The 24028-nt window shown below is 38.4% G+C and carries 25 protein-coding genes; 3 read left to right on the forward strand and 22 right to left on the reverse strand.

The genetic code is table 11. The features are described 5' to 3' along the window. Position 1: 1 nt before the first annotated feature. The 14 genes from CLOS_RS12420 to CLOS_RS12485 all read right to left on the reverse strand — a co-directional run bounded on the left by CLOS_RS12420 (position 2) and on the right by CLOS_RS12485 (position 12561). The gene (locus CLOS_RS12420; protein ID WP_012160230.1) at positions 2-1330 is read right to left on the reverse strand and encodes a 4Fe-4S dicluster domain-containing protein; all 1329 of its coding nucleotides are present in this window, start codon (positions 1328-1330) and stop codon (positions 2-4) included. Positions 1331-1350: 20 nt separating this feature from the next. Further along, complete coding sequence (locus tag CLOS_RS12425) at positions 1351-1611, reverse strand: EutN/CcmL family microcompartment protein (protein ID WP_012160231.1); 261 nt, start codon at positions 1609-1611, stop codon at positions 1351-1353. Between the two features lie 40 nt (positions 1612-1651). Then, positions 1652-2497 (reverse strand): ethanolamine utilization protein EutJ, encoded by an 846-nt coding sequence (gene eutJ, locus CLOS_RS12430; protein ID WP_012160232.1) that lies wholly within the window; start codon positions 2495-2497, stop codon positions 1652-1654. Further along, entirely contained in the window at positions 2479-3168 is a 690-nt protein-coding gene (locus CLOS_RS12435) for a hypothetical protein (protein ID WP_012160233.1), read from the reverse strand. The genes eutJ and CLOS_RS12435 overlap by 19 nt, the downstream gene beginning before the upstream one ends. Positions 3169-3180: 12 nt before the next feature. After that, on the reverse strand, positions 3181-3621 hold the full coding sequence (locus CLOS_RS12440; RefSeq protein WP_012160234.1) for a EutP/PduV family microcompartment system protein: 441 nt from the start codon (positions 3619-3621) through the stop codon (positions 3181-3183). Beyond that, positions 3618-3971 carry an ethanolamine utilization microcompartment protein EutS gene (gene eutS, locus CLOS_RS12445; RefSeq protein ID WP_012160235.1) on the reverse strand — a complete coding sequence of 118 codons (354 nt, stop codon included), beginning with the start codon at positions 3969-3971 and terminating at the stop codon, positions 3618-3620. The genes CLOS_RS12440 and eutS overlap by 4 nt, the downstream gene beginning before the upstream one ends. Before the next feature lie 24 nt (positions 3972-3995). Beyond that, a complete protein-coding gene (gene cutD, locus CLOS_RS12450) occupies positions 3996-4946 on the reverse strand; it encodes a choline TMA-lyase-activating enzyme (RefSeq protein WP_012160236.1) in 951 nt (316 codons plus the stop codon). A gap of 146 nt (positions 4947-5092) precedes the next feature. Then, positions 5093-7642, reverse strand: a complete 2550-nt coding sequence (gene cutC / locus CLOS_RS12455) for a choline trimethylamine-lyase (RefSeq protein ID WP_012160237.1) — start codon at positions 7640-7642, stop codon at positions 5093-5095. A gap of 48 nt (positions 7643-7690) precedes the next feature. Continuing rightward, positions 7691-9181 (reverse strand): aldehyde dehydrogenase family protein, encoded by a 1491-nt coding sequence (locus CLOS_RS12460; RefSeq protein WP_012160238.1) that lies wholly within the window; start codon positions 9179-9181, stop codon positions 7691-7693. 74 nt (positions 9182-9255) lie between these two features. Continuing rightward, on the reverse strand, positions 9256-9558 hold the full coding sequence (locus CLOS_RS12465) for a BMC domain-containing protein (RefSeq protein WP_012160239.1): 303 nt from the start codon (positions 9556-9558) through the stop codon (positions 9256-9258). A gap of 31 nt (positions 9559-9589) precedes the next feature. Beyond that, a complete protein-coding gene (locus CLOS_RS12470) occupies positions 9590-9886 on the reverse strand; it encodes a BMC domain-containing protein (protein ID WP_012160240.1) in 297 nt (98 codons plus the stop codon). Positions 9887-9989: 103 nt separating this feature from the next. Beyond that, entirely contained in the window at positions 9990-10256 is a 267-nt protein-coding gene (locus tag CLOS_RS12475; protein WP_012160241.1) for a hypothetical protein, read from the reverse strand. Beyond that, complete coding sequence (locus tag CLOS_RS12480) at positions 10256-11350, reverse strand: membrane protein (RefSeq protein ID WP_012160242.1); 1095 nt, start codon at positions 11348-11350, stop codon at positions 10256-10258. The genes CLOS_RS12475 and CLOS_RS12480 overlap by 1 nt, the downstream gene beginning before the upstream one ends. Positions 11351-11625: 275 nt before the next feature. Continuing rightward, complete coding sequence (locus CLOS_RS12485) at positions 11626-12561, reverse strand: phosphotransferase (RefSeq protein ID WP_330360297.1); 936 nt, start codon at positions 12559-12561, stop codon at positions 11626-11628. Between the two features lie 294 nt (positions 12562-12855). Between CLOS_RS12485 and CLOS_RS12490 the strand changes: the two genes are divergently transcribed. The 3 genes from CLOS_RS12490 (at position 12856) to CLOS_RS12500 (ending at position 16392) form a co-directional block, all read left to right on the forward strand. Next, positions 12856-14019 carry a 1-propanol dehydrogenase PduQ gene (locus CLOS_RS12490; protein ID WP_012160244.1) on the forward strand — a complete coding sequence of 388 codons (1164 nt, stop codon included), beginning with the start codon at positions 12856-12858 and terminating at the stop codon, positions 14017-14019. A gap of 416 nt (positions 14020-14435) precedes the next feature. Then, on the forward strand, positions 14436-15659 hold the full coding sequence (locus CLOS_RS12495) for a sensor histidine kinase (RefSeq protein ID WP_012160245.1): 1224 nt from the start codon (positions 14436-14438) through the stop codon (positions 15657-15659). After that, the gene (locus CLOS_RS12500) at positions 15631-16392 is read left to right on the forward strand and encodes a response regulator transcription factor (protein WP_012160246.1); all 762 of its coding nucleotides are present in this window, start codon (positions 15631-15633) and stop codon (positions 16390-16392) included. The genes CLOS_RS12495 and CLOS_RS12500 overlap by 29 nt, the downstream gene beginning before the upstream one ends. A 35-nt stretch (positions 16393-16427) precedes the next feature. Here the strand turns inward: CLOS_RS12500 and CLOS_RS12505 are convergent, their stop codons facing one another. From CLOS_RS12505 to CLOS_RS12540, 8 genes are all read right to left on the reverse strand, one after another. Further along, entirely contained in the window at positions 16428-16970 is a 543-nt protein-coding gene (locus CLOS_RS12505; RefSeq protein ID WP_012160247.1) for a 2-oxoacid:acceptor oxidoreductase family protein, read from the reverse strand. 1 nt (position 16971) lies between these two features. Next, complete coding sequence (locus CLOS_RS12510; protein ID WP_012160248.1) at positions 16972-17718, reverse strand: thiamine pyrophosphate-dependent enzyme; 747 nt, start codon at positions 17716-17718, stop codon at positions 16972-16974. Next, positions 17718-18779 (reverse strand): 3-methyl-2-oxobutanoate dehydrogenase subunit VorB, encoded by a 1062-nt coding sequence (locus CLOS_RS12515; RefSeq protein ID WP_012160249.1) that lies wholly within the window; start codon positions 18777-18779, stop codon positions 17718-17720. The genes CLOS_RS12510 and CLOS_RS12515 overlap by 1 nt, the downstream gene beginning before the upstream one ends. Positions 18780-18809: 30 nt before the next feature. Continuing rightward, entirely contained in the window at positions 18810-19040 is a 231-nt protein-coding gene (locus CLOS_RS12520) for a 4Fe-4S dicluster domain-containing protein (RefSeq protein ID WP_012160250.1), read from the reverse strand. A 96-nt stretch (positions 19041-19136) separates the two neighbouring features. After that, positions 19137-19808, reverse strand: coding sequence for a nucleotide-binding protein (locus tag CLOS_RS12525; RefSeq protein WP_012160251.1), 672 nt, complete (start codon positions 19806-19808; stop codon positions 19137-19139). An 11-nt stretch (positions 19809-19819) separates the two neighbouring features. After that, positions 19820-20896 (reverse strand): butyrate kinase, encoded by a 1077-nt coding sequence (gene buk, locus CLOS_RS12530; RefSeq protein WP_012160252.1) that lies wholly within the window; start codon positions 20894-20896, stop codon positions 19820-19822. A gap of 97 nt (positions 20897-20993) precedes the next feature. Then, a complete protein-coding gene (gene ptb, locus CLOS_RS12535) occupies positions 20994-21902 on the reverse strand; it encodes a phosphate butyryltransferase (protein ID WP_012160253.1) in 909 nt (302 codons plus the stop codon). 320 nt (positions 21903-22222) lie between these two features. Next, positions 22223-23965, reverse strand: a complete 1743-nt coding sequence (locus tag CLOS_RS12540; protein ID WP_012160254.1) for a sigma-54 interaction domain-containing protein — start codon at positions 23963-23965, stop codon at positions 22223-22225. Positions 23966-24028 lie beyond the last annotated feature (63 nt).

The following is a 24028-nucleotide window of genomic DNA, read 5'->3' on the forward strand; positions in this document are numbered from 1 at the left end:
ATTAATCCCTCCTTATTACAATAAAATCTTTTCCAGTCTCAGCTACAGTTCCTGAGATACTGGTATGGATGCTGGCACCTAAGCTGCCATCAGGAATCGCACCGATCTGCTGACCTGCCTGCACGTGTTTTCCCACGGAAACCATAGGAACTGCTGGAGCTCCAACGTGCTGTCTCGTTGAAATCCATACGGCTTCAGGATTTATACGGACTTCTGTCATAGGAGCCGGTCTATCAAAGCTATTGAGCCCCAATCTCGCTATGAGCCTCTTACTTGGGAGCATACGGTATTCCCTTGGCTTACGGGATGTAAACTCCGATTTTGTCGGCTGATATCTCAAGTTTTGCGCCATTAATTTCTCTTTGAAATATGAATTTGCAAATTTAGGATACAGCCCTGCTGGACAAGCAAATAGCTCACATAGATTACATTGGCAGCAAAGCTGCGCTGTCTTTTGACCTTCAACATTATCTAAATTATAGTTCAATGCATTCATCATTTTGTGAGGCTGCATGTCATGTCCAAGTAAATAACGTGGACATAGGTCCGTACACATTCTGCACTGCTCACAAGCAGATTTGTTCACTCTTTTTGCCTGCTCTAAAGTAGTGGATTTTCTTTTAATTAAATTGTGCTCTTTCTTTAATATGACGAAACCCTTATTCTTTTTCGTAACGTAACCATCGAGACGATCCATCACAGGACCCATCATGGGACCTCCGTCAATCACTGCATAGTTCTCAAAATCTTCGATGCCACTGAGCTTTAGTACGTCTAAGATCGGTGTACCTACTGGAACTTTTACTGTTAGGGCCTTGGGTACATCCCCTGTAACTGTGATATATTTCTGTGTTACAGGCTGTCCATTCATGGCATTGTATATATTCAGTGCCGTTTCAGAGTTGACGACCACACATCCAACATGGATCGGTATCCCTGCCTCTGGAACGACCCTCCCTGTAAGCTCGTATACTAACACCTGCTCATCTCCAGCAGGATAAATATCTGGCAATTCCTTTACCTCAACAAAACCTGCCACCTTCAGCTCCTGGATTCTATCCTTTAGTATAGAAATTACCTTTCCGTGCTTTTCCTTGATACCGATGATGGCCTTTTCTGCACCAACAACTCTTCCTGCAGCTTCAAAGCCTTTGATCACTGCATCTGGAAATAATTCCATCAGCTGTTGGTCTACCCTCAATAAAGGTTCACACTCCGCTCCATTGAGCAGAATATATTCTGCCTTTCCTTGTAGCTTTACATGGGTAGGAAAACCTGCCCCTCCTGCACCGACAATTCCTGCATCTCTTACCATCTCAAGAAGATTCATGATTGCACCTCCTGAACTCATTAAAAATTACAATCTTCATCAATAATTCCAATAACGGCTGCATCTACTGGAATATCATCATTTCCTAGCATTTTACGCGCTGCGGATCCTGTGGTAATAATCACACGATCTCCGATGCCAGCACCAACGGTATCTGCAACGATGATGCGTTTTCCTGCATCGCTGCCGTCAATGATCTCTGCCATGACGAATTTAAATCCGCTGAGCCTGTCCGACTTTCTCGTTGCCCATATACTATCAACCAATCTTCCAGCGAACATATAGCTTTCTCCTTTTCTAAAGTGCCCTTAATATATCTTGCTAACCTCTACTTTCTTGTGTACAACTAAATGCGATACCTAGAGGCGTTACAAACATAGGATTTTTAGGTTTATGGGTAGCAATCCCTGTTCCCTTTTCTATGATATCTTCGATCCCACCGAGACAGCAGGTTCCTCCTACAAGGTAGATTTCCTTCACATCATGGTTTTGAATATGCCGATTGATAATGGAAGCAATCTTCTCCACCACTGGCTTTAGGACAGGCAATAATTCTTTATGATGCTTCGGATCTCTCTTATAGAGCTCTGCGTCTTTGAAAGGCATATGATAAGCACCGGCAACCACTAGAGAAAAATGAGTTCCTCCTGTTGCTTCATCGGCAACGTAAATCACCTTGCCATCCTTCAGTATGGAGATTCCCGTAGTCCCACCACCGATATCAACAACGGCGCCATTTTCGATCTTTAAAACATTATTTGCTGCCGTAGGTTCATCTAACATATTGGTCAGCTCAAACCCTGCGGCTTCCACTACGTTTTTTACTGCTCCTGAATCGATCCCATCTGTTCCCGGCGGTATGGAAGCCGCTCCATAAACCAATTCTGTATTTAATTTTTCTTCCAGTTCCTCTTTCAGCTCTCTTACAATCTTTATTGCACCGATATAGTCCACAACCATACCGTCACGAACCACGTCTGCATATCGATAAGCCCCTGCAACAGGTCTATAATTTTCATCTAAAACTGCCAATACAACACATGCTGTACCTAGATCCACCCCAGTATAATAAACGGATGATTTGCTTAAAATCGGCTGTTTTATCACATCTTCGAAGTCTCGGACAAGCTGATCACAATATTCATAATTTAACTCTCTTTTTGACATTTTGTACCTCCAACAATTGAACAAATCATTTGGGACAAGGTATTAATACTCTGATTAACCTTCCCGATAACCCCTCTAGAAAATTCCCCATCACTACCCTCAAATTCTTCCGAAACGTATGCCCCTAGTTCTCTCAGTGCACAGCGTAGTCTATGAAGGATAATGATGTTCCTGCCATTTTCTAATTGCATGTGAAATTCCGTAATCTCAAAGCAGTCATCGAATTCATTGCAAATATGATTCTCATCCATTCCTGTACATCCTTTATAGAGTGAATTGGGGATCGTATTTTCTTTTAGAACGTTTTTAACCTGTGAAAATTCCTTGCCTAAATGGATCACATCCTGTGCTAAAAACACATCGCTCTTTAATATCTCTTCCGCTGTTAATAGAAATAAGGCTTCCATGGATTTTACTTTTGCATAAAATTGCTTTTTATTTGCTTCTTTTTTTGGAGCATCTTGAACTTCTACTTCCGTCATCAATTCTTTCTTTTTTCTATCTGCTTTATCTTTTCCATTGTTCAGAGGATATTCATTGATATGAACCCGTTGATCCATTAAAAACTGACGCCCACCCGGTGTAAGTTTTTCACCTGCTTTTATCTCATAATTAGTAAAAGGTTCTTTTCTAAATATGCTTCGTAAGTCTTCTTCTGTTATAAACTTCATACAAATCCCCCTTTACTCTGTTGAAAATAAATATTCTTTTAAGGCTTCCATACCGATCCCCTTTAGAGCACTGATTCGATAGTAAGGTTCCCCTACTCCTGTTGCTTTCAGTTCTTTTAAAGATAAGGCCTCATTTTCTAACATTAAATCCATCTTCGTTATGACACCGATGACAGGACATTGAAAAGACTTTGCAAAACCTGGCGAATAGACTTGATGCTGTTTCGATGAATCCACTAAGAGCAAAACATGGGATGCATCTTGGGATATGGAGATGATATGCTTATACATCCCTGCATTTTCAATATACGAGCTTGGAATATCAATGGTTTTTTTTCCATAAATCACATCCTGTGTCCTCCTCAAGGGACCCTCGTATTCATTGAGCCGATTTGCTAGTGTGGTTTTCCCACTTCTGCTGGGCCCTATGATCATAATCCTTTTCTTTCTCATGTTCTAGTGATGGGTGCAGTGGTAAAATTCAGCAGATCTCTCAATGTATTGTTTGCTGCACTCAGTGCCGTTTCCACGGACTGCACATCCCCAGTAATGATTAAAGAACCTGTAAATCGATCTAAAAACCCAATCTCCACATCGGCCGCCTTCGTTACGATGTCTGCTGCAATAATGGCGGTTTCATAGGGGGATAGTGTTAAAATTCCAATTGCTCCTTGATTGTCAATGCCTAACCGTTCATAGATATCTTCCATGGGAGAAGCAATCACATGAGCAATTGTAACCTGCTTTCCAGGTACGGATTCCTGTATGACACGTTCTATCGGTTTGTCTCCATGCATTCCCATAAAAATTTCCTCACCCTCAGTTTTTTAATGTCTTACGATGTTCACTGGGAAGTCGTACTGCTTAATCCAGCCTTCCACTCTTTCTAAGTCCTCTATGGTTAAAGATACTTCACCTTTCAATGGATATTCCATGTCCAGTTGATTGTACTTATTGACTCCTAATTTATGATAAGGCAGTAGATCAATTCCTTTGAAGTTCTTGTAATCCTTATAAGGCATTAAGAATTTCACTATTTTTTCGATATCTTCCTGACCATCATTTACGCCTTTTAAAAGTGGCATTCTAATCTGCACATTATATCGACGCTCTAACAATTCTTTTAAATTGTCTAGAATTCTTTCATTGCGCACGCCAGTAAAGTGGTAATGTTTTTCTGAATCCATATGTTTTAAATCGAATAAAAATAAATCTGTAAACTGTGCAATTTGAAGTATATCCTCTAGCTTTGTATAGCCGCAGGTTTCAATTGCAGTATTGATGCCTTCATTTTTACATGTCATTAATAGATTGGTAGCAAATTCTGGCTGCATGGTAACTTCTCCACCGCTTAGTGTAACGCCACCGCCGGACATCTCATAAAAAGCGGTGTCCTCTTCTATGATTTCTAAAAGCTCGGAGACTGTTTTTACCTGTCCTACAATGGATAAAGCAGATTCAATACAGATTTCTTCACATTTTCTACAGCCGATGCAATCAATCTCTCGATTGATTACATGCTTTCCTTCTTGATTGATTGAATGAATTCCAACGGGACAAACAGGTACACAAGCACCGCAATCCGTACAAGAATTTCGCTTAAACATTACTTGATATTTTCTTTCTAGTCCTTCAGGGTTCGAGCACCATTTACAGCGTAGGGGGCACCCCTTAAAAAACACCATGGTTCTTATGCCAGGCCCATCGTACATATTGTATTTTTGTATATTGAATATCACTGCTTTTCTCTCAATTACAGCTGCCTTTTTATTACTCATACTGTTTAATCCTCCGTTTTAGTTCCCTCATACTCATCTTGTTTACTCTAGCCAGTACCCCTTTATAAGGTACCAGCTAGAGATTCAACTAAGACTTGGTTCCATAAGAGCCAGAACCTATAGGTTCATCTATGTCGATTGATTTATTAAAAGTGTGTTAACATTGTTCTACTGATGATTTCGTCTTGTACGTCTTTGCATAGCTCTACGAAGAATGCACTGTAGCCTGCAACACGAACGATTAGATCACGGTATTTCTCTGGATGCTTCTGTGCTTCAAGCAATGTGTTGTTATCTAAATAGTTGAACTGCATTTCACCGATACCGATGTTGTTTGCTGTACGAAGTAATGTGATGATACCTTCTTCACCTTCTGGTGTATCCAGTAATCCTGCGATTAATTTGAAGTTGTGTACCATACCTAAGTTCATATTATCGCAAGCCATTTTAGAAACAGATTTAATGATGGCTGTAGGTCCTTTAAAGTCTGCACCCTGTGTTGGACTGATACCATCGGATAGCGGTGTCCAAGCACCACGTCCATTTGCAGTTGCACCAGTTAGCTGACCGAATGGTGTGTTGTTTGAAATGGATAATGTACCGTGACACATTATGGAATGTAGGGTTCTATATTTACGGTGCTCTTTCTCTGTAAAGTTTACTAAATCCGCAGCGATTAGATCTACATAATCATCGTCGTTCCCGTATTTAGGAGCTTTTAAGCAATCACTTTTTACTTGGTCGTATCCAACGAAGTCTGCTTTTAATGCTTCATTTAATTGTTGTAATGTATATTTTTTATCATCGAATACTAACTTCTTAATGGCTGCCATAGAGTCAACATAGGTTGCCAGCCCACTCCAAACAACCCCTGGTCCGAAGTTATACATAGCACCACCTGCTGAAACGTCTTTACCGCTTTCCATACAACCTTCATACATGATCGACATTAAAGGCTTTGGTGCTAAATCTCTATGAACACGTTGAGAGATTACTGTAGCGATATTGCTTAATTTTGTAATATATTGAATCTGCTCTTTAACAGCCGCTTCAAATTGCTCATAAGTCTTGTATTGGTTGATGTCTCCCATATTCGGTGTCACTTGTTTACCGTACCATAGTGGCACACCGTTGTTTAAAACCAACTCAATAGCGATTGGCCATTGTGTATAGGCTGTAGAAGTCCATTGGTATAAACGACCAGATTTTTGTGGCTCTACGCATCCCATTAAGCAGTAGTCTCGAGCGTCTTCAATAGAAACACCTTTCGCCAGCATCATCTTAATGTGAACATCGTCAAAGTGGCAAGCTGGGAATCCCATACCAGAACGAACAACGTCTACGATTTTCTTTAAGTATTTCTTTGGTGATTTACTGTGAATACGTGTTGCTAGAGATGGTTGGTAGATCTTAACGTGTCGAACTGCATCCATTAATAGGTATGTTAAGTCATTTGTTGCATCTAATCCTTCACGTGTAACACCGCCAACACACATGTTTACGAATGGTTGGTATCCTGCGAAGAACTTAGAACCACCTTCACTTGTAACCCACATCATCTCTGACATTTTAATCAGCATAGCACCTGCTAATTCAAATGCTTCGAACTCAGTCATTCTGCCACTTTCAATATCAGCTTTGTAGAATGGATACATGTATTGGTCAACACGACCGATGGACATTCCTGTTTGGTTTTCTTCAACTACAAGTAAAGATTCGATTGTCCAAACTGCCTGAATTGCTTCCCAGAAAGTACTTGGCTTATTTGCTGGAACTCTTCTGTTGATTTCTGAAATTCTTTGAAGCTCTGCTTTACGCTTAGGGTTTGTTTCTTTTGCTGCCAAATCTGCTGCATGGTCTGCTAAACGTCTAGCGTAGATCATAACACCTTCAGTTGTTTCAATCACTGCTTTATAATAATAGATTTTCTCAATATCATCTGGATTGTCATAGCTTAGTTTTTCTAAATGCTCTTGTGCTTCTTTTTGGATATCGATCATCCCTTTTTTCATAAGGATTACGTCATATCCTGGGTTAGAGTCGCCTCCACCATTTAATGCGTGGTATGAACAGTCGGAAACGAAGGACTCTCCTGAGATTTCCCAAACACCTGCATCACGGTATTGATCTTCGCAATACTCATCTACAGACTTTCCTTTCCAGAATGGGAAAAGCTCTTCTCTCATATATCGCTTATCTTCTTCAGAGATATAGAATGGGTCTTGAGGACGGTTACCGATGGTATCGATTTCATCTTCCATCCATCGCCATGCGATATCTGGTGAGAAAGCACCTGCACGTGGTTGTCCACAAGGAGCACCAACGATTAACTCGTCTTCTTGAATTAATAAAGGTGCAGTTTCACAGCAGTATCTAAAGCTCTTTGCTCTCAATAAAACCTTTGGCATACCAGGGTTCTCTTTTGCAATTTTAGTAATGGCACGAGCACGGTGGGTTGTGATCGTTGGTTGCCACTTTAAATAAGTTTCTTTTAATCTGCTTAAACGCTCTGTGATTCCATTTGGAACACCAGTACCTTCTTCGCTTCTATATGCAGGGGCACAAGTTCCATCTTTTTTTGTAATTTCATTTGAAATTCCTTCAAAGATCTTCATTAAAGACATTCTTTCCTCTACAGAAAGGTTTTTAGTTGCTTCTGTAAGCTTATTTGAAAAATCACGAATATCCAAAATCATTACCTCCAATTCCTTCTCATTATTTTTATTTTCTTATACAATTGCGATCTACTTTAATTCCTTTAAAAACTCTTCTAGTATGCTTTGTAGTGCTTTCATGCCCTCCTGTCCATGGTTCTTCGCCTGTAATGGATTTTCATTGGCATTTTTGTCTTGCACTACAGCACTGTCTAAGATATTTTCAATCCTTCTGACACCGTATCCTACTTTACGGATATAGACCAAGTTCATTGGAGAGACATTATCTGAAGTCATTCCGTGCCCTGCAGAACCACTGCCAAGGGTCAGCGCTGGGAATAAATTTGTGGTTGCACCAATACTGCCAAGGGAAGCTGGCGTGTTTACCAGAACTCTACCTACTGGTTTCTTTAATGCAAACTGTCGAATGACATCTTCATCCTTTGAATGGATCACTAAGGTATGGCCATTCTTCTGGCTTAATAAAAGCTCTATACATTTTTCACAGGCATGCTTCCAATCGTCTTCGATATAATAAGCTAGAACTGGACAAAGCTTTTCTTTTGCGTATGGATTCACCTCGCATACATAGCTTCTCTCAGAGATTAAAACCGTTGTGCTCTCTGGAACAGAAAATCCTGCCTTTTTAGCGATTTCAAATGCAGTTTTACCTACCGTTTCTGAAGTTGTACCACCATGAGGCGTAAAGAGTATTCTCACCAGCTTCTCAGATTCTTCATCGGTCATAAAATAGGCACCCCTATTTTTAAATTCCTCTTTTACTTCTTTGGCAATACATCCATCTACAACGACGGATTGCTCCGAAGCCGATACCACACCATTATCGAAGGTCTTACTGGCGATAATATCCTTTACCGCTTGCTTGATGTCCGCTGTACGTTCTATAAATACAGGGCCATTGCCATTACCACCGTAAATAACTGGCTTTTGAGAAGCATAGGCCGCATCTAACATTCCCGGAACCCCTGTGTTGATCACCAGCGAAGTCTCTTTATGATTCATTAGCTCCTTTGTTCCAGAAACTGTTACAATGCTTAAGTAGGATAAAGCGCCGGCTGGAAGTCCATATCCTTCTGCTGCTTTTATAAGAATATCTAACACCCTACGAATTGTTTGTTTTGCTCTTGGATGCGGTGAAAAAACAATTGCGTTTCCCGATTTAATTGCAATCAGCGCTTTGTATATGGTAGTGGAAACTGGGCTAGTCGCTGGACTTAGTGCGACGATAACACCCATAGGCACCCCAATATCCATTGTTTTATTTTCTTTATCCTCATTGATCATACCTACGCAGCGAATATCTTTTAACTTAGCTGGTACGTATTCACAGACAAATCTATTTTTAAGATATTTGTCCTGTACCTTTCCATAGTCGGTTTCATCCATGGACATTTCTGCTAATTCGTATGCATATTTACGGACTTCTTCTGCCATACGATCAACGATTTCATCGAGCTTTTCCTGTGAAAATCCAGCTAAGACTTTTTGAGCCTCTCTGGCATTTTCAATCAGGATTCGAGCCTCTTGTATGGAGAGCAAATCATGATCTATAATATTCATTTGGACCTCTCCTTTTCATTTCCATTGAATTTCAGTCATGGAACGACTGCGTTCTTTTTTTAAAGCTTTCTATCTTAAAGATTTAGGTTTTCTAAAGAATATCTTCCGATAATTTTCTCTATATCATGGTGCGGGCTTGCAATAACTACGGAGCTATAAACTTCAGATCCCATGTTCTTAACAGCCTGTACACCACTTTCTACCGCTGCTTTACATGCACCTACATCTCCTCTAACCAGTACAGAGATATAACCTGAAGCTACGTTTTCAAAACCGATTAACTCTACGTCTGCAGATTTACACATTGCATCTGCTGCCTCTAAAACATAAACGATACCAAATGTCTCTATTAATCCTAAGGCTTTATAAGTATTCATTATAACTTCACTCTCCTTTGTGATCTCAATCTTATTTATCAATATCGTAAATTGAAACGATTTCTCCAATGGCTTTAATCGGTCTAGGCATCACGTGTTGTGCTGTTAATTTACCGACAGCTTGTGCCGCTGCTGCGCCAGCTTCTACAGCTGCCTTTACAGCGCCTACATCTCCTTTTACCATGATTGTAACAAGGGTAGACCCTACGTTTTCATAGGATACCAACTCTACATTGGCAGCCTTTAGCATTTTATCTGCCGCTTCGATTGCAGGAACCATGCCTACTGTTTCAACAAGGCCTAATGCTTCTTCTCCGTAATATCTCATTTGATTTCCTTCCCTTCATTCATAATTTTATGAAAATTTTATTTAAATTTATAAAATACAATAGATATCCTATTTTAAAAATAATGTTCAGGGCTTATGCGACCTAGTCTTTGATATACTTGTTGATGGTATCGGCACCCTCTTTGTGTGCACGATAATAAACTCTCAAAATACCATCCTTATCTAGTTCAAATCTCGATTCTTCAAGGAGCCCGTTGGCCTCCGCAGTCATTAATGCAGCTAGTACATCTTCCTTATTTAAAGCCTTAAAGCTTCCATATTGACCTCTTAAAGCATCAATAACCTCTTCTGTACAAGCTTCGTTTACCTTGGTGAAATGTTTTAAAATAGCATAGTTCAATGGTTTCATTAAGCTTGTCCCCCTTCTTTTTTAAATAAATCCATTGGGTTCATTGCAATTACTAAAATACCAAATGCCATTAATACAGCAGAAACCCAAACAACTGGAGGTAATGCCATGCCTTCCATACCAAAGATGATGCCTAGTATGATCCAGCTGAAGAATGGTCCCCAGAATGAATAAGTACCATTACAAGCCATTCCTAGGGCAGCACCGCACATTCCATTTCCTTTGTACCATAGCATAAATGTATAGTAGGAGCAGATGCCAGATACAACAAACCATAGCATTGCAGGACCGCTTGTAAATGCCTGAAGTGTTAAATCCATTGCAAGTTTTACATTGCCACCAACCATACCGAAGATTGGAAGTAAAATAAGTAAGTTTCCTAAACCAGAGGTTGTTTGTCTGATGGTAATTCCAATTTCAGAGTCAATCATTGATGTTCCGAAACCAGCTACGCATCCTTCAAGTCCCCATCCTAAAGCTGCAATCAATGCCATACCGATTCCTAGCAACAGTCCTTCTGGTGCATCGCCACCAAGACTTGTTGTACCAATTAGAACCCCCGCTAAAACACAAATTGCAACACCCGATACCATTCTCTTATTCAGATCTTGCTTAAATAAAATCTTACCTAAAATAGCGCCTACTGCTGTGTTTAGAGCTGCAATTGGAATAACAATAGATCCTGCCATCTGGAGCGCAATAACGTATGCCGCACTGGCAATGGGTCCTCCGATTAACGCTGCCAAAATCATCATAACCCCAGGAACGGTCTTAATCGTTCTAAAAAAGTCTCCGAGCTTGCCCTTAATTCCCGCATTAGCTAATGCCCATATACCACTAACACTATCATTTACTGCACTTCCTAATGCTCCTAGGACAAAGGTAAGAAAGAAAGGAGATAATCCAGCGGTATTTGCACCATACCAGTCCGCCCAAATTCCTTTTGCCATACCCAGTGTTAAAAATGCTGTGTAAAGTCCATAGAAAAGACCAGATAATAAAGCTACAGTTACACCTTTTTTGAAGAACTGTGATGATAATTTCTTTTTAGCAGCAATTGCTGTTGCACTTGCTACAAATGTACCTTCCTTCATTATTAAAACTCCCCCATTATTAGTTTTTTTCATTCCTTCATTATGAATCTTAAAAACAACGATCGTCTAGACTGATATCCGCGTTACTTCAATAATAACTTAACAATGATTTTCTGCATGGCATAAATCGAACTTTTTTGCGGTACATTATCCTTCAGTTTTTCGACATTATTGTACAATAACCACCTTCTTGTAGAATCGTGTACGATCTCTTAGAAAATAATAGGAAAAAAGACACCTTGAATACTCAAAGTGTCTTTTTTCCTATTATTTTCTTAACTTTTTACCATATCTGCAATGGTATAATCCGATGATGCTAGGATCTCTCTCATATTTTTTCGGAATCGCTCGTATCGAATATGGCAGTAATCTAAGAAGTCGTCTCCATTATAATGGCGGATCAACGCCCACACCGTCCATAGAAGATCCTGAGCTAGCATAAAGCATTTTATTTTTAACAGTTCTTCCTCTTTAGGAAATTGTCCATAATACTCCAAAAATAAATATTCGATAGCATCCCCCGTCAGCCTAGACTCCAATATATATGCTGCAATATCCCAGCTTGGATCGTTCAGTCCAGCATATTCCCAGTCAATGAGGTACATTCTTCCCTCTTCGTCTACAATAAAATTTTCTGGTACCGTATCGTTATGACATGGAATTCTTACCAGGTTTTTAAGATTTGTTTTCATGTAGTCAAACAGCTTTTCCTTCAACGATTCATAATCAAAGAAAAAATTTCCATTCATTTCTTCGACAATATCTTCATATTTGCTTAGCTCCGTCTGAAAGTCAAAGATATTTGGAAAAGTAACTGGACTGGTATGTGTTTTTTTCATTAAACTAGAAACTGCACTGAGATTCGCCGGATCACAAGGATTCGCAGTAGCGATGTTCTTACTGTTTGGGATATACTTACTAATTTTAATGCCCGTGACTTCATCAAAGTAAATGCATTGAGAATTTAGCCCCAGCTGTGTAGCAATGGTGCTATTGACCTTTTCCACTTCACGATCAATCATATAGTTTGTCATACCACCGGGCTGCCGAATTACATATTCATTGCCGTCAATCTTCATAATATAATTATAATTTGTAAGTCCACCAGCAAAGCGTGACTTATCAAATATGAGGTTTTCATCCTGAAAAACTTCTCGTAACTTCTGTTGTATTATTTCTTCGATCATCATAAATAGTTCACCATATTTCAAAATTTATTCTTTTCATTTTAAGGGCTCCCCGTCTATTTTTCAATACATTCTACCCTCTTTATACTAGACGCTCTTTTTTAAAATTCATCTCTTTATGCTATATTTAAAGCTTACTCCATTATAACAAGAATAGATTCTATAATCAATATATTACTTATTCCGCCATGCTCCGTATGATATTGTACAATATCCCATTATAATTGGATACAATAATACAACCATCTCCTAGTAAATATTCAATAAAAGCTTTCTTCGGTATGATATGATAATTATTAGTCAATATCCTTGATAGGAATGGAGGTAATTATCATAGAAAATAAGTTTATATTAAAACCAAAGGTCTATTTCGGCAATAATGCCTTAGAAATGTTGAAGGAGCTTACAGGAACACGCGCCTTCGTTGTAGTGGATGCCATCATGGAGAAGCTAGGCTATCTTCAAAAAACTATAGACCTTCTAAAAAGTGCGGGTATCAGCGCTGAGGTTTATTCTGATGTACGTCCTGATCCAGATGTTAAAATTGTTGCCAATGGATTAAAGCATTATAAAGAAAGTAAAGCGGATATTTTAATCGCTCTTGGTGGCGGCTCTGCTATTGATACTGCCAAAGGAATCCTTTATTTTGCATGGAAATTTGAGTCCATAGAAGCATCTGAATTTAAAAAACCTCTTTTTGTGGCGATTCCTTCCACCAGTGGAACCGGTTCAGAAGTAACCGATTTCTCTGTGGTTACTACAGAGGATGGGAAAGTATGCATTGTTGATGAATTTATTGCGCCCGATATCGCCATATTAGATTCTACCTGTATTCAGCACGTTCCGAAGCATGTAGTTGCAGATACTGGTATTGATGTGTTGGTTCACGCCATGGAGGCTTATGTCTCTACAAAGGCTACAGACTTTACGGATGCCCTTGCAGAAAAAGCTATAAAGCTCATCTTTGAGAATTTAGAAACCATCTATAGAGATATCAATAATACAAAAGCTAGAGATCACGTCCTCAATGCATCCTGCATGGCAGGTATGGCCTTCACCAATACAGGCCTCGGTATTAATCACAGCCTTGCCCATGCCTTTGGTGGAACCTTCCATATTTCACATGGTCGCTCTAATGCATTAATGCTCCATGAGGTGCTAGGATTCAATGCAGATTTAAGCGGCGATACCAATAGCCAGGCTGCTGAAAAATATGCGAGACTAGCAACGATTCTAAATCTCCCTGCCAGAACACGCCGCGAAGGAATCGTCAGCCTTATGGATGCAATCTGTCAGTTGAAAAAAAACTTAGGAATTGAAGAAAACATTAAGGCTCTTGGCATTTCAGAAGATGATTTTGAAAATGCCCTAGATAAGATGGCAGAGGCAGCCATGGCGGATCGTTGTACGCCAACCAATCCAAAGCAGCCGTCAAAAGAAAATATGATTCAGATTTTCAGAAAGAGTTTTGGTCAAGCATAGGATGATGGCCATGCGTACCTGTTTAAAAATTAACAAAATATGGATGCACCTTTTCAAACCTCCCTACTCGTTCTGTATGGAGGTTTACTTTATGATTATTATATATTAAAATAACATCATAGGTTTTTTTAAATCTTTTTTCTGTCGATCAGAATGATTGACAAATTTTTATAACGAATAGCAAAGTTCTTCTTATAAAAGGTTCTTCAAAGAGAACTTTAGCGTAAATGAGTTTCAAGAAAAGCTCCCTCAGAATGGTTTTATAGAAGCTTTTCTTATAACGAATAGCAAAGTTCTACTCATAAAACCTTATCCAAAGAGAACTTTAGCGTAAATGAGTTTCAAGAAAAGCTCCCTCAGAATGGTTTTATAGAAGCTTTTCTTATAAATCAAGAAATGAAAGGTGTATCAAACGTATGAATGAATCTCCTAGTCCACTAAAAAAATTAGTAAATTCTAATTTATATGCGCGCTATAGCGGTATTTTATCATTATCCAATATTTCTTTGTTTCTCATAGACATCACGGGTGATATTTTACTTGAACTGATTCCTTCCCCTGAATTTTGTCGTCAGATTTGTATAGAACAGCAAAATAAAGTTTGCTGTGAATATAGGGACCGATTTGACAAAAATTATGAAGGTCGTTTTGTATGCCAATATGGACTTCAAAACATCCTATTGCCCATTAAGGTGAACGGTGAAATCTTAGGCTATGTTGGTGGTATGCAGGTATATTCTCAAGATACAGAATATAAAAAATATATGATTGATGTACAATCTCTAAAAAATGAGAAGAACTTAGAACTAGAGTTTATTGCAAAATCCATTGCTGCTTTAAGGACGGTGGAATTAAACAAAATTCAAATTCATGAACAAATATGTCATCATATTGCCAATAACATTTCTTTGGACTTATCTGAAAGTGCTACTAGTGTTGACTCTAATGTTGCTAGACTATCCATTGAAAAAGAAATTCTGGAGAAAAAAATTATTGATTTAGAAGCCAAAAATATGTCTTTAGTAATCAATCCCCATTTTTTATTTAATACCCTAAACTGTATCGCTCGTATCGCTTACTTTGAACAATCCCATACGACGGAAGAACTTATTTATTGTCTTTCCGACTTGCTTCGATACAATTTAAAGCAAGAGGATCAGCTTCATACCATCGCCTCTGAAATTGATAATATTGAAAAATATTTATATATACAAAAAGTAAGATTTAAAAGTCGTTTAGAATATACCATCGATGTTCCAGAAAAAATTCGTTCTTATAGAATTCCGAATATGGTGCTGCAGCCCATTGTAGAAAATGCTTTGATTCATGGAATTACACCAAAGCGTGACGGGGGTAAAATCAACATTTATGCCGAGAAATTAAAGGATACCATCGTAATTTCTATCGCAGATAATGGCAATGGATTCCCAAAAGAGGTTTTAGATAAAATACAAAATGCGGAAAATAAGTCCGGTTTAGGTTTTAGGAGTACGGATGGACGCTTAAAACAATATTATGGAGAGTGCTATGGATTGGACATTGTAAAGTCGGACTATTCAGGTAGTACGATAACAATTACAATTCCTACACAACCATCGGGAGGTGTTGGCGATGAATGTGGTTCTAATTGTAGAGGATGAAATATTGGAGCAGGAATTTCTGAAAACTATGGTATTGGGAGAGCTTTCCCCAGAGGATAAGGTTCTTACTACGGAAAGCGGCATTCAGGCTGTCCAATTAGCCAAGCAGCATCGACCGAATATCATTATTATGGATTTAATGATTGCAGAAGTTGATGGCCTCACTGCAATTCAAGATATTAGAAAATTTTTGCCCAATGCTTGTATCACAATATTATCTGCTTACTCGGATTTTTCCTATGCACAAAAGGCTATCAACCTTAAAGTTTTTGAATATCTACTAAAACCAGTAAAACCTTCTGCCTTTAAAGAGATTTTTAAAAAAATGCTGGAAATAGCCCATGAGGAGTCTATGATTTCTGAGCCCATTGAGAAAACTTTTCTGCCACTACAAGAGGAGCATCAATCCTTTATTCAAGAATCTGTAACTTATATTCAAGAACATTTTAAAGAAAAGCTGACTTTAGAGATGACAGCTTCCAGAGTGTTTATGAATCCAAAGTATTTTAGCCGTGTGTTCAAGAAAGAAATGGGAATATCTTTTACAGAATTTATCATTCAGCTCAGAATTCAATATGCATGCAGGCTGCTTGAAACTACAAATTACCCTGCCTATCGAATTTCATCGGAATGTGGTTTTTCAGATCCCTCCTACTTCAACAGGGTTTTCTGCGCTCAGCTGAATATGACGCCTCAAACCTATCGAAAGAATTCACAGGCTCAACAGCATTAAAAAAAACCCCCAAAGTTTTGGGGGTTTTTTATGTTTTATCCTCGAACTGCAGCTGCTCCTCTTTCAAGAGCTTCCTTGTTTAATGGGATTAATTTTTCTTTGCTTGGTCCGTAAACTTTCTTGAATGCTTCAAGAACAGAGTCTACAGAAACAGCTTTTGTTGCTTCTAGGTAAGCACCTAGCATGATCATGTTTACTACTCTGCTGTTACCCATTTCAAGAGCGATATCATTGGCAGGTACATAATAAGTCTTTACATCATCTCTAGCTACTTTTTCTTCTACTAAAGAACTATTTACAATAACAACACCATCCGCAACTACGTTCTTTGCGAATTTAAGAGAAGGTAAGTTCATTACGATCGCTGCTGTTGCATCGTTTGTAATAACTGGTGATCCAACTGGCGCATCAGATACAACAACTGCACAGTTTGCAGCTCCTCCACGCATTTCTGGTCCATAAGAAGGTAACCAAGAAACTTCTTTGTTCTCGATCATCCCTGCATAGGTTAATAATTGGCCTGCGGACATAACACCTTGACCACCGAATCCTGATAAAATTACTCTTTCTGTTGCCATATTATTTCCCCTCCTCTGGTGTACGGAAATTTCCTAGTGGATAGTAAGGAATTAAGTTTTCTTTTAACCATACCATAGCTTCTGGTGCTGTTACACCCCAGTTTGTTGGACATGTAGAAAGTACTTCTACGATACCGAAACCTTTACCTTCTAATTGTACTTCAAAAGCTTTTTTGATCGCTTTTTTAGCTTTTCTGATGTTTGGAATGTCATGTACAGATACTCTCTCTACGAATACTGCACCATCGATTGTCGCTAACATTTCAGCCATTCTGATTGGCTTTCCTGCTAATTCTTCTTGTCTTCCTTGAGGCGCTGTTGTTGCCTTTTGTCCAACTAAAGTTGTTGGTGACATTTGTCCACCAGTCATTCCGTAAATAGCGTTATTTACGAAAATTGTTGTGAACTTTTCTCCTCTATGAGCAGCGTGAACGATTTCAGCTGTACCGATGGATGCTAAGTCTCCATCTCCTTGGTATGTGAATACAACGTTTTCTGGAAGAACTCTTTTGATACCAGTTGCAACAGCTGGTGCTCTACCGTGAGCTGCTTCACTCATATCACAGTTGAAGTAATCGTAAGCAAGTACAGAACAACCTACTGGAGCTACCCCAATTGTTTTTCCTAATACACCTAGCTCTTCTAATACTTCTCCTACTAATCTATGAATAATACCATGAGTACATCCTGGACAATAGTGAGTTTGTTTTTCTGTTAAGCCTTCAGTCTTTTTAAATACTACAGTCATTATTTTGCACCCCCTAAGATTTCCTTAGCTTTTGCGATGATTGCGTCTGGTGTAGGAACCATACCACCAGTTCTTCCGTAGAAGTGTACTGGAAGTCTTCCTTCGTTTGCAATTTTTACGTCATCGATCATTTGACCTGTACTCATTTCTACAGATAATAAAGCTTTTGCAGTCGCTGGAATTTCACTAAATGCTTTTGTTGGATATGGCCATAAAGTAATTGGTCTGATTAAACCAGCCTTAATTCCTTCTGCTCTTAATGCTTCGATTGCATTTTTAACGATTCTTGAAGTTGTACCGTAAGATACCATTACGATCTCTGCATCTTCCATTTTGTACATTTCATATAATGTTTCATTTTCTTCGATTTCTTTATACTTTCTATCTAATTTCCAGTTGTGATCTTCAAGTGCTTGAGGATCTAAGAATAAAGAGTTTACGATATTTGGTTTTCTATTTCCTTCTGTTCCTGTTGTTGCCCAATCTTTTGCTGGTAGATCTCTTTTCTTAGGCTCTTTAAATTCAACAGGCTCCATCATTTGTCCAATCATACCGTCTCCAAGAACGATTACTGGTGTTCTATAGTAGTCCGCTACGTTGAAAGCTTCCATTGTTAAGTCAACAGCCTCTTGAACTGTAGCAGGTGCATATACTGGGTGTCTGTAGTCTCCGTTTCCTCCACCTCTTGTAGACATGAAGTAGTCTGCTTGAGAAGGTTGGATACCACCAAGTCCTGGGCCACCTCTTGAAATATTTATAATAACTGCTGGTAATTCAGCTCCAGCAATATAACTGATTCCTTCTTGCTTTAGAGCAACCCCTACAGAAGAGGAAGATGTTAATACTCTTGCTCCTGTACCAGCAGCGCCATAGATCATATTGATTGCAGCAACTTCTGATTCAGCTTGAACAAACATTCCGCCAACCTTTGGTAATTCTCTAGACATAAATTCAGGTAATTCACTTTGTGGTGTAATTGGGTAACCGAAGAAATATTTACATCCTGCTTGAATCGCAGCAGCACCTAACGCTTCGTTTCCCTTCATTAATACTTTAGCCATGATATTTCCCTCCTTACAATTTTTATATAATTAATCTACTTTTTCTACAGTGATTACAACATCAGGACAAATTGTTGCACAGCTTGCACACGCGATACATTTTTCCATGTTCTCTTTAGTTACAGTCGCTGGATTATATCCTTTTGCATTGATTCTTGTTTTATCCATTTCAATAATTTTAACTGGACAAACAGTTGTACAAAGTGTACATCCTTTACAACGATTCTCATCAAAAATAACTCTTCCTTGAACTTTTGCCATTGTTTTAACCCTCCTTATATAATAATAAATAACTTGAGGAATATATAAACTTTGCCTTCATCAGCCACCACCTCCAGCAAAAATCATATACAAAATCTACATCCAATCTTCTCGCATGATCATTTTAATCGGAAGGATTTCTCCTTCTAAATCATTTGGCAGCTCTTTTGCTACACTTTCAATCACACTGATATATTTTATTGGAATATTCAGCTCTTTCGATGCTAAACTGCAAAGCTCCTGTCCTCTTAAAATATCCTCTACGCTTGTATATCTCAGCATATGCGTATTGTTAATCAGACCGGTTACCTTCGCTCTCGATGTTGTCTCAATGGATCGAATATGATGGATTAAGCCCTCTAGGGTTTGTGTTTCCGGTCTGTTGGCATTTACCACACAGAACATGTCATATTTTCCATCCACGAGATACTCCTGGTATCTTCCTAAGGTTCGAGCCCCCATGGAATCCCCACCGACATCCATTACAAAATCATAGCTTTCATTTTGCAACGGTCCTAAGATTGCCGCTGATATGGAAGGTAAGTCCGTACCAGAGCCTTCCACATAGCTGGACTCTACTTCTATACCATAGCTTCTCAGCAGTTTATGTTTTTCTCTACTTCTGAAGTATGGGTTGACCACATCGAGATCTGCTAAAGCTACTTTCTTTCCTTGTTTTGCTAGCTCTATGGCGTAGTTTATGGAAAACTCCGTTTTCCCACTGCCGTAGTGACCGATGATAATTCTAACTCTATTGTCTTTCAACATTTTAATCACCTTTATTGGTATTTTTTTGCTTCCTCTTCTCCTCTTAGTACTCTTAATCCACCTTCAGCTAAAGCGATCATTTCATCTTCGCCAGGATAGATTACTACATTAGAGATAAAGTCCACATCTTCCTTAATCCAAGCTGTAAATTCTTTATCGTATGCAATACCACCAGTTAAAATAATTGCATCTACTTTACCTTTTAATACTGCTGCACATGCACCGATTTCTTTTGCAACTTGGTATGCCATCGCTTTATATATTAATTCAGCTTCCTTATTTCCTTCTTCAATCATCTTGCAAACTTCTCTACCATCATTGGTATTTAAGTAAGCCACAAGACCACCTTTACCTGTGATTAATTTCTTAATCGCCTCTAAAGTATATTCTCCTGAGAAACACATTTTTGCTAATTGTCCTGCTGGAAGTCCACCGGATCTTTCTGGTGAGAATGGTCCATCTCCATCCAATGCATTGTTTACTTCTACAACTCTTCCTTGCTTGTGAGCACCTACAGAAACACCGCCACCTAAGTGTGCAACGATTACGTTCACTTCATCGTAAGCCTTACCCATATCTTTTGCGTATCTTCTAGCTACTGCTTTTTGATTTAATGCATGGAATATACTCATTCTCTCTAGTTGAGGAATACCAGATATTCTAGCGATCGGATCTAATTCATCTACAACCACTGGGTCAACGATGAAAGATGGAATATTTAATTGACCTGCAATTTCGTGTGCGATAATTCCACCTAAGTTTGAAGCATGTTGTCCAAGAACGCCGACTTTTAAATCAGCTAGCATATTTTCATCTACGGTATAAGTTCCACCTTCAATCGGCTTTAATAGACCGCCTCTACCTACAACTGCATCCAGCTTTGTAAGATTCATGCCTTTCTCATTCAATGTTTCAAGAATTACATTTTTTCTAAATTCATATTGAGCAAAAATTGTTGCATATTGTCCAATTTCTTCGGAAGAGTGTCTTAAAACCTCTTCAAATATATTCTTTTCGTTATCAAATATAGCAATTTTTGTAGATGTGGATCCTGGATTAATCGTTAATATTCTAAAAGTTTCACTCATTGTTTTTCCGCTCCTCTGATTAAAAATAGAATTTGTTCACTTCTGTTCACAATGCTTATAATGCAATCAGTTTTTAATTCCTAAAAACTTCAAATGCTTAAAATAATTTTGCTGCACATAATACACCAAGTGCAATAGAATACAGTTTTGCTTCGTCGCTATCTGCTCTAGACGTTAATACGACTGGCGCTTTTGCACCAACAATCAGTCCTGCGTTTTTAGCGCCTGCAAAGAATACCATGGATTTATATAAAATATTACCAGCTTCTATGTCTGGAACTAATAAAATCTCAGCTTGACCTGCAACTGGATGGTTAATTCCCTTGTGTTTTGCAGCTTCCATTGAAACCGCATTATCCAGTGCAAATGGACCACCTACAATACAGCCTGTCAGTTCACCATTTTTATTCATCTCTTCTAAAGCCGCTGCTTCTACCGTATCCTTCATTTTTGGATTTACTTTTTCAACTGCACAAAGAGCTGCTACCTTAGGCTCTGGAATATCAAGAGCGTGAGCTACTTGAACGGCATTTTCAATAATTTGTTTTTTTGTATTTAAATCCGGTGCCAAGTTCATAGCTGCATCTGTTACGAAGAATAGTCGATCGTATTCCTTCACATCAAATACCGCAACGTGACTTAGTACATTACCAGTTCTAAGACCGATTTCAGGGTCTAATACGGCTTTTAAAACTACAGAAGTATCCACTAAGCCTTTCATTACCATATGTGCCTTGCCAGAAGAAACAAGTTCTACTGCTTTTCTACAAGCTTCTACTGCATCTTTCACATCGATAATTTCAAATTGACCTGCATCAATCTTGTGATTTTGGGCAATTTCTAGAATTTTTTCCTTATCACCAACTAAAATCGCATTTACAATACCTTCTGCCACAGCTTGGTTCACTGCAGATAAAACTTCAAAGTCTTGGGCACAGGCTACAGAGATTGTTTTTGGACCTCTCTGTTTTGCGATTTCCATTACTTCTTTAAAATTTTTAATCATTTTAGCTTCACCTCATAATTCTAAAATTTTTATTCTTTTAAAATGGTAATTAGCTACATCAGCTAAATCATAGCTTTTTGATTTCTTTCATTTAAATTTTCAATATAACGACTTATAACTCACTCTGTAAATTAAATGCAAGAGACATGCCAAATAAATTATTTGGATATAATAATTGTATTTGTGCAAATTCGAGGCTTTCCTTGATACTATTATTTCAATAAAAATAAAATAACTTGTAAAAATATATTTCATGCAACAAATTGCATGAAATATATTGCACACTTCCATGCAATTTGTTGCATTGTTATTTTTAGTGATTATTCTTCAATTACATATTTCTCCATTTTATAATATAAATTTCGAATGGATATCTGTAATTCTTTTGCCGTAGCTGTACGATTACCATTATTTCTATTCAGTGCATCCATAATGACTTGTTTTTCCAATGCCTCCATGGTTTCCTTCAGATTCTTAACATTGTCCCTATCCTCTGTAGCGTAACTTATATGCTGTTCTGGATTGGTCTTAAGTTCACTATGCAGAAGCTTCGGAAGATGTTCCTCTTTAATCACGGTTTCGTTAATCTTCATATTGATGATAGAACGTCCAATAATGTTTTGTAGTTCCCTTACATTCCCTGGCCAATCATAAGATTTCAATCGTTCTAAAGCTTCTTCATCAATGTTTTCTACATGTCGACCATATTCTTGATTCAGCTTGTTAATTAGATTTAATACCAGATAATGAAAATCACTCAATCTCTTTTTTAAAGGCGGTATCTGAATGGGAATTACATTTAATCGGTAGTATAAATCCTCCCGAAACTTTCCCTCCTCTATGGCTTTCTCTAAAGAAGCGTTCGTTGCAGCAATAACACGTACATCGATATTGATCGGACTGGTACCGCCAACTCGAACAATTTCTTTTTCCTGCAGTACCCGAAGGAGCTTCACCTGTGTACTGAGAGAGATTTCACCGATCTCATCTAAGAATATCGTCCCACCATGAGCCTGCTCAAAAAACCCTACTTTTCCACCCTTCAATGCACCTGTAAATGCGCCTTCTTCATAGCCAAACAGCTCACTTTCAAGAATGTTTTCATTAATTGCAGCACAGTTTACACGAACAAATTGATTGTATCTTCGATAGGATAAATTATGGATGGCATGGGCAAATAGCTCTTTTCCTGTTCCACTTTCCCCCCTCAAAAGCACAGTAGCTGGAGTCAGTGCCGCCTTTTTTGCTTTCTCTATTGCAGTAACCATCAATTCATCGTATCCGATAATATCATCAAAGGTATATTTTGCCTCAAGCTTTCTGATGATTTGCTTTGCCTGCATCAGCTCATTATGGAGCCTTCTGATCTCGGTCAAATCATGCAATATCCCTACACTGCCTTTTAGATCCCCATCAACGATAATCGGCGCTGCGCTGGCTACAACTTCTTTTTTATTGGGCCCTATTTTGAGTCTTGCACCTTTTACTGGCTTTTTAGTCTTTAAAACCCTCATGTGAACACTTTTGCCTTCTACAACATCTACTGTAGCTGGCTTTCCAATGATATCTTCTTCGGAAAGTCCGATCAGATCCGTATAGGCAGGATTAATCATAATACCGATGCCATTTTCATTGCAAACTGAAATAGCATCTTGGCTGGAATTGAAAATTCCTTCCAATAAACTCTGCATCTCTTTTAATTTATAAATTTCATCATTTAAATTTAGTATTTCACTGATGTCCCGGAATACCGCCACTGCACCCGTTATATTTCCTTTATCATCCTTTACAGGCATTCTACTGGTAATAATAGAGATATCTGCGATTACTTGTCTACGATTTAATTCTGATTCTCCAGTTTTTAAAATATAGGGTAATCTTGTACTTGGAAGAACATCTTCAATATATTTTCCTAAAGCATCCTTCTCTTTCACTTTCACAATTTTTTCTGCTGCTCTATTAAATAAGGTAATAATTCCTTTCATATCTACAGCAATGGTCGCATCTTGGGTGCTATTTAAAATTACATCGATTTCATTCAACATATCTAATCTTCCCTTCATTCTAGTAAAGAAAATATTGGTTATAAAAGCTTTGGTTTTATGGGCACTAGGACAAAACCGGAT

It is taken from the genome of Alkaliphilus oremlandii OhILAs (assembly GCF_000018325.1).
Classification (GTDB): Bacteria; Bacillota; Clostridia; order Peptostreptococcales; family Natronincolaceae; genus Alkaliphilus_B; species Alkaliphilus_B oremlandii.

Excerpts from the sequence above, each read along its gene's own strand:
- CLOS_RS12420 (WP_012160230.1), bottom strand. The coding sequence starts at position 1,330 with ATGAATCTTCTTGAGATGGTAAGAGATGCAGGAATTGTCGGTGCAGGA.
- CLOS_RS12425 (WP_012160231.1), bottom strand. The coding sequence starts at position 1,611 with ATGTTCGCTGGAAGATTGGTTGATAGTATATGGGCAACGAGAAAGTCG.
- eutJ (WP_012160232.1), bottom strand. The coding sequence starts at position 2,497 with ATGTCAAAAAGAGAGTTAAATTATGAATATTGTGATCAGCTTGTCCGA.
- CLOS_RS12435 (WP_012160233.1), bottom strand. The coding sequence starts at position 3,168 with ATGAAGTTTATAACAGAAGAAGACTTACGAAGCATATTTAGAAAAGAA.
- CLOS_RS12440 (WP_012160234.1), bottom strand. The coding sequence starts at position 3,621 with ATGAGAAAGAAAAGGATTATGATCATAGGGCCCAGCAGAAGTGGGAAA.
- eutS (WP_012160235.1), bottom strand. The coding sequence starts at position 3,971 with ATGGGAATGCATGGAGACAAACCGATAGAACGTGTCATACAGGAATCC.
- cutD (WP_012160236.1), bottom strand. The coding sequence starts at position 4,946 with ATGAGTAATAAAAAGGCAGCTGTAATTGAGAGAAAAGCAGTGATATTC.
- cutC (WP_012160237.1), bottom strand. The coding sequence starts at position 7,642 with ATGATTTTGGATATTCGTGATTTTTCAAATAAGCTTACAGAAGCAACT.
- CLOS_RS12460 (WP_012160238.1), bottom strand. The coding sequence starts at position 9,181 with ATGAATATTATAGATCATGATTTGCTCTCCATACAAGAGGCTCGAATC.
- CLOS_RS12465 (WP_012160239.1), bottom strand. The coding sequence starts at position 9,558 with ATGAATACTTATAAAGCCTTAGGATTAATAGAGACATTTGGTATCGTT.
- CLOS_RS12470 (WP_012160240.1), bottom strand. The coding sequence starts at position 9,886 with ATGAGATATTACGGAGAAGAAGCATTAGGCCTTGTTGAAACAGTAGGC.
- CLOS_RS12475 (WP_012160241.1), bottom strand. The coding sequence starts at position 10,256 with ATGAAACCATTGAACTATGCTATTTTAAAACATTTCACCAAGGTAAAC.
- CLOS_RS12480 (WP_012160242.1), bottom strand. The coding sequence starts at position 11,350 with ATGAAGGAAGGTACATTTGTAGCAAGTGCAACAGCAATTGCTGCTAAA.
- CLOS_RS12490 (WP_012160244.1), top strand. The coding sequence starts at position 12,856 with ATGGAGGTAATTATCATAGAAAATAAGTTTATATTAAAACCAAAGGTC.
- CLOS_RS12495 (WP_012160245.1), top strand. The coding sequence starts at position 14,436 with ATGAATGAATCTCCTAGTCCACTAAAAAAATTAGTAAATTCTAATTTA.
- CLOS_RS12500 (WP_012160246.1), top strand. The coding sequence starts at position 15,631 with ATGAATGTGGTTCTAATTGTAGAGGATGAAATATTGGAGCAGGAATTT.
- CLOS_RS12505 (WP_012160247.1), bottom strand. The coding sequence starts at position 16,970 with ATGGCAACAGAAAGAGTAATTTTATCAGGATTCGGTGGTCAAGGTGTT.
- CLOS_RS12510 (WP_012160248.1), bottom strand. The coding sequence starts at position 17,718 with ATGACTGTAGTATTTAAAAAGACTGAAGGCTTAACAGAAAAACAAACT.
- CLOS_RS12515 (WP_012160249.1), bottom strand. The coding sequence starts at position 18,779 with ATGGCTAAAGTATTAATGAAGGGAAACGAAGCGTTAGGTGCTGCTGCG.
- CLOS_RS12520 (WP_012160250.1), bottom strand. The coding sequence starts at position 19,040 with ATGGCAAAAGTTCAAGGAAGAGTTATTTTTGATGAGAATCGTTGTAAA.
- CLOS_RS12525 (WP_012160251.1), bottom strand. The coding sequence starts at position 19,808 with ATGTTGAAAGACAATAGAGTTAGAATTATCATCGGTCACTACGGCAGT.
- buk (WP_012160252.1), bottom strand. The coding sequence starts at position 20,896 with ATGAGTGAAACTTTTAGAATATTAACGATTAATCCAGGATCCACATCT.
- ptb (WP_012160253.1), bottom strand. The coding sequence starts at position 21,902 with ATGATTAAAAATTTTAAAGAAGTAATGGAAATCGCAAAACAGAGAGGT.
- CLOS_RS12540 (WP_012160254.1), bottom strand. The coding sequence starts at position 23,965 with ATGAAGGGAAGATTAGATATGTTGAATGAAATCGATGTAATTTTAAAT.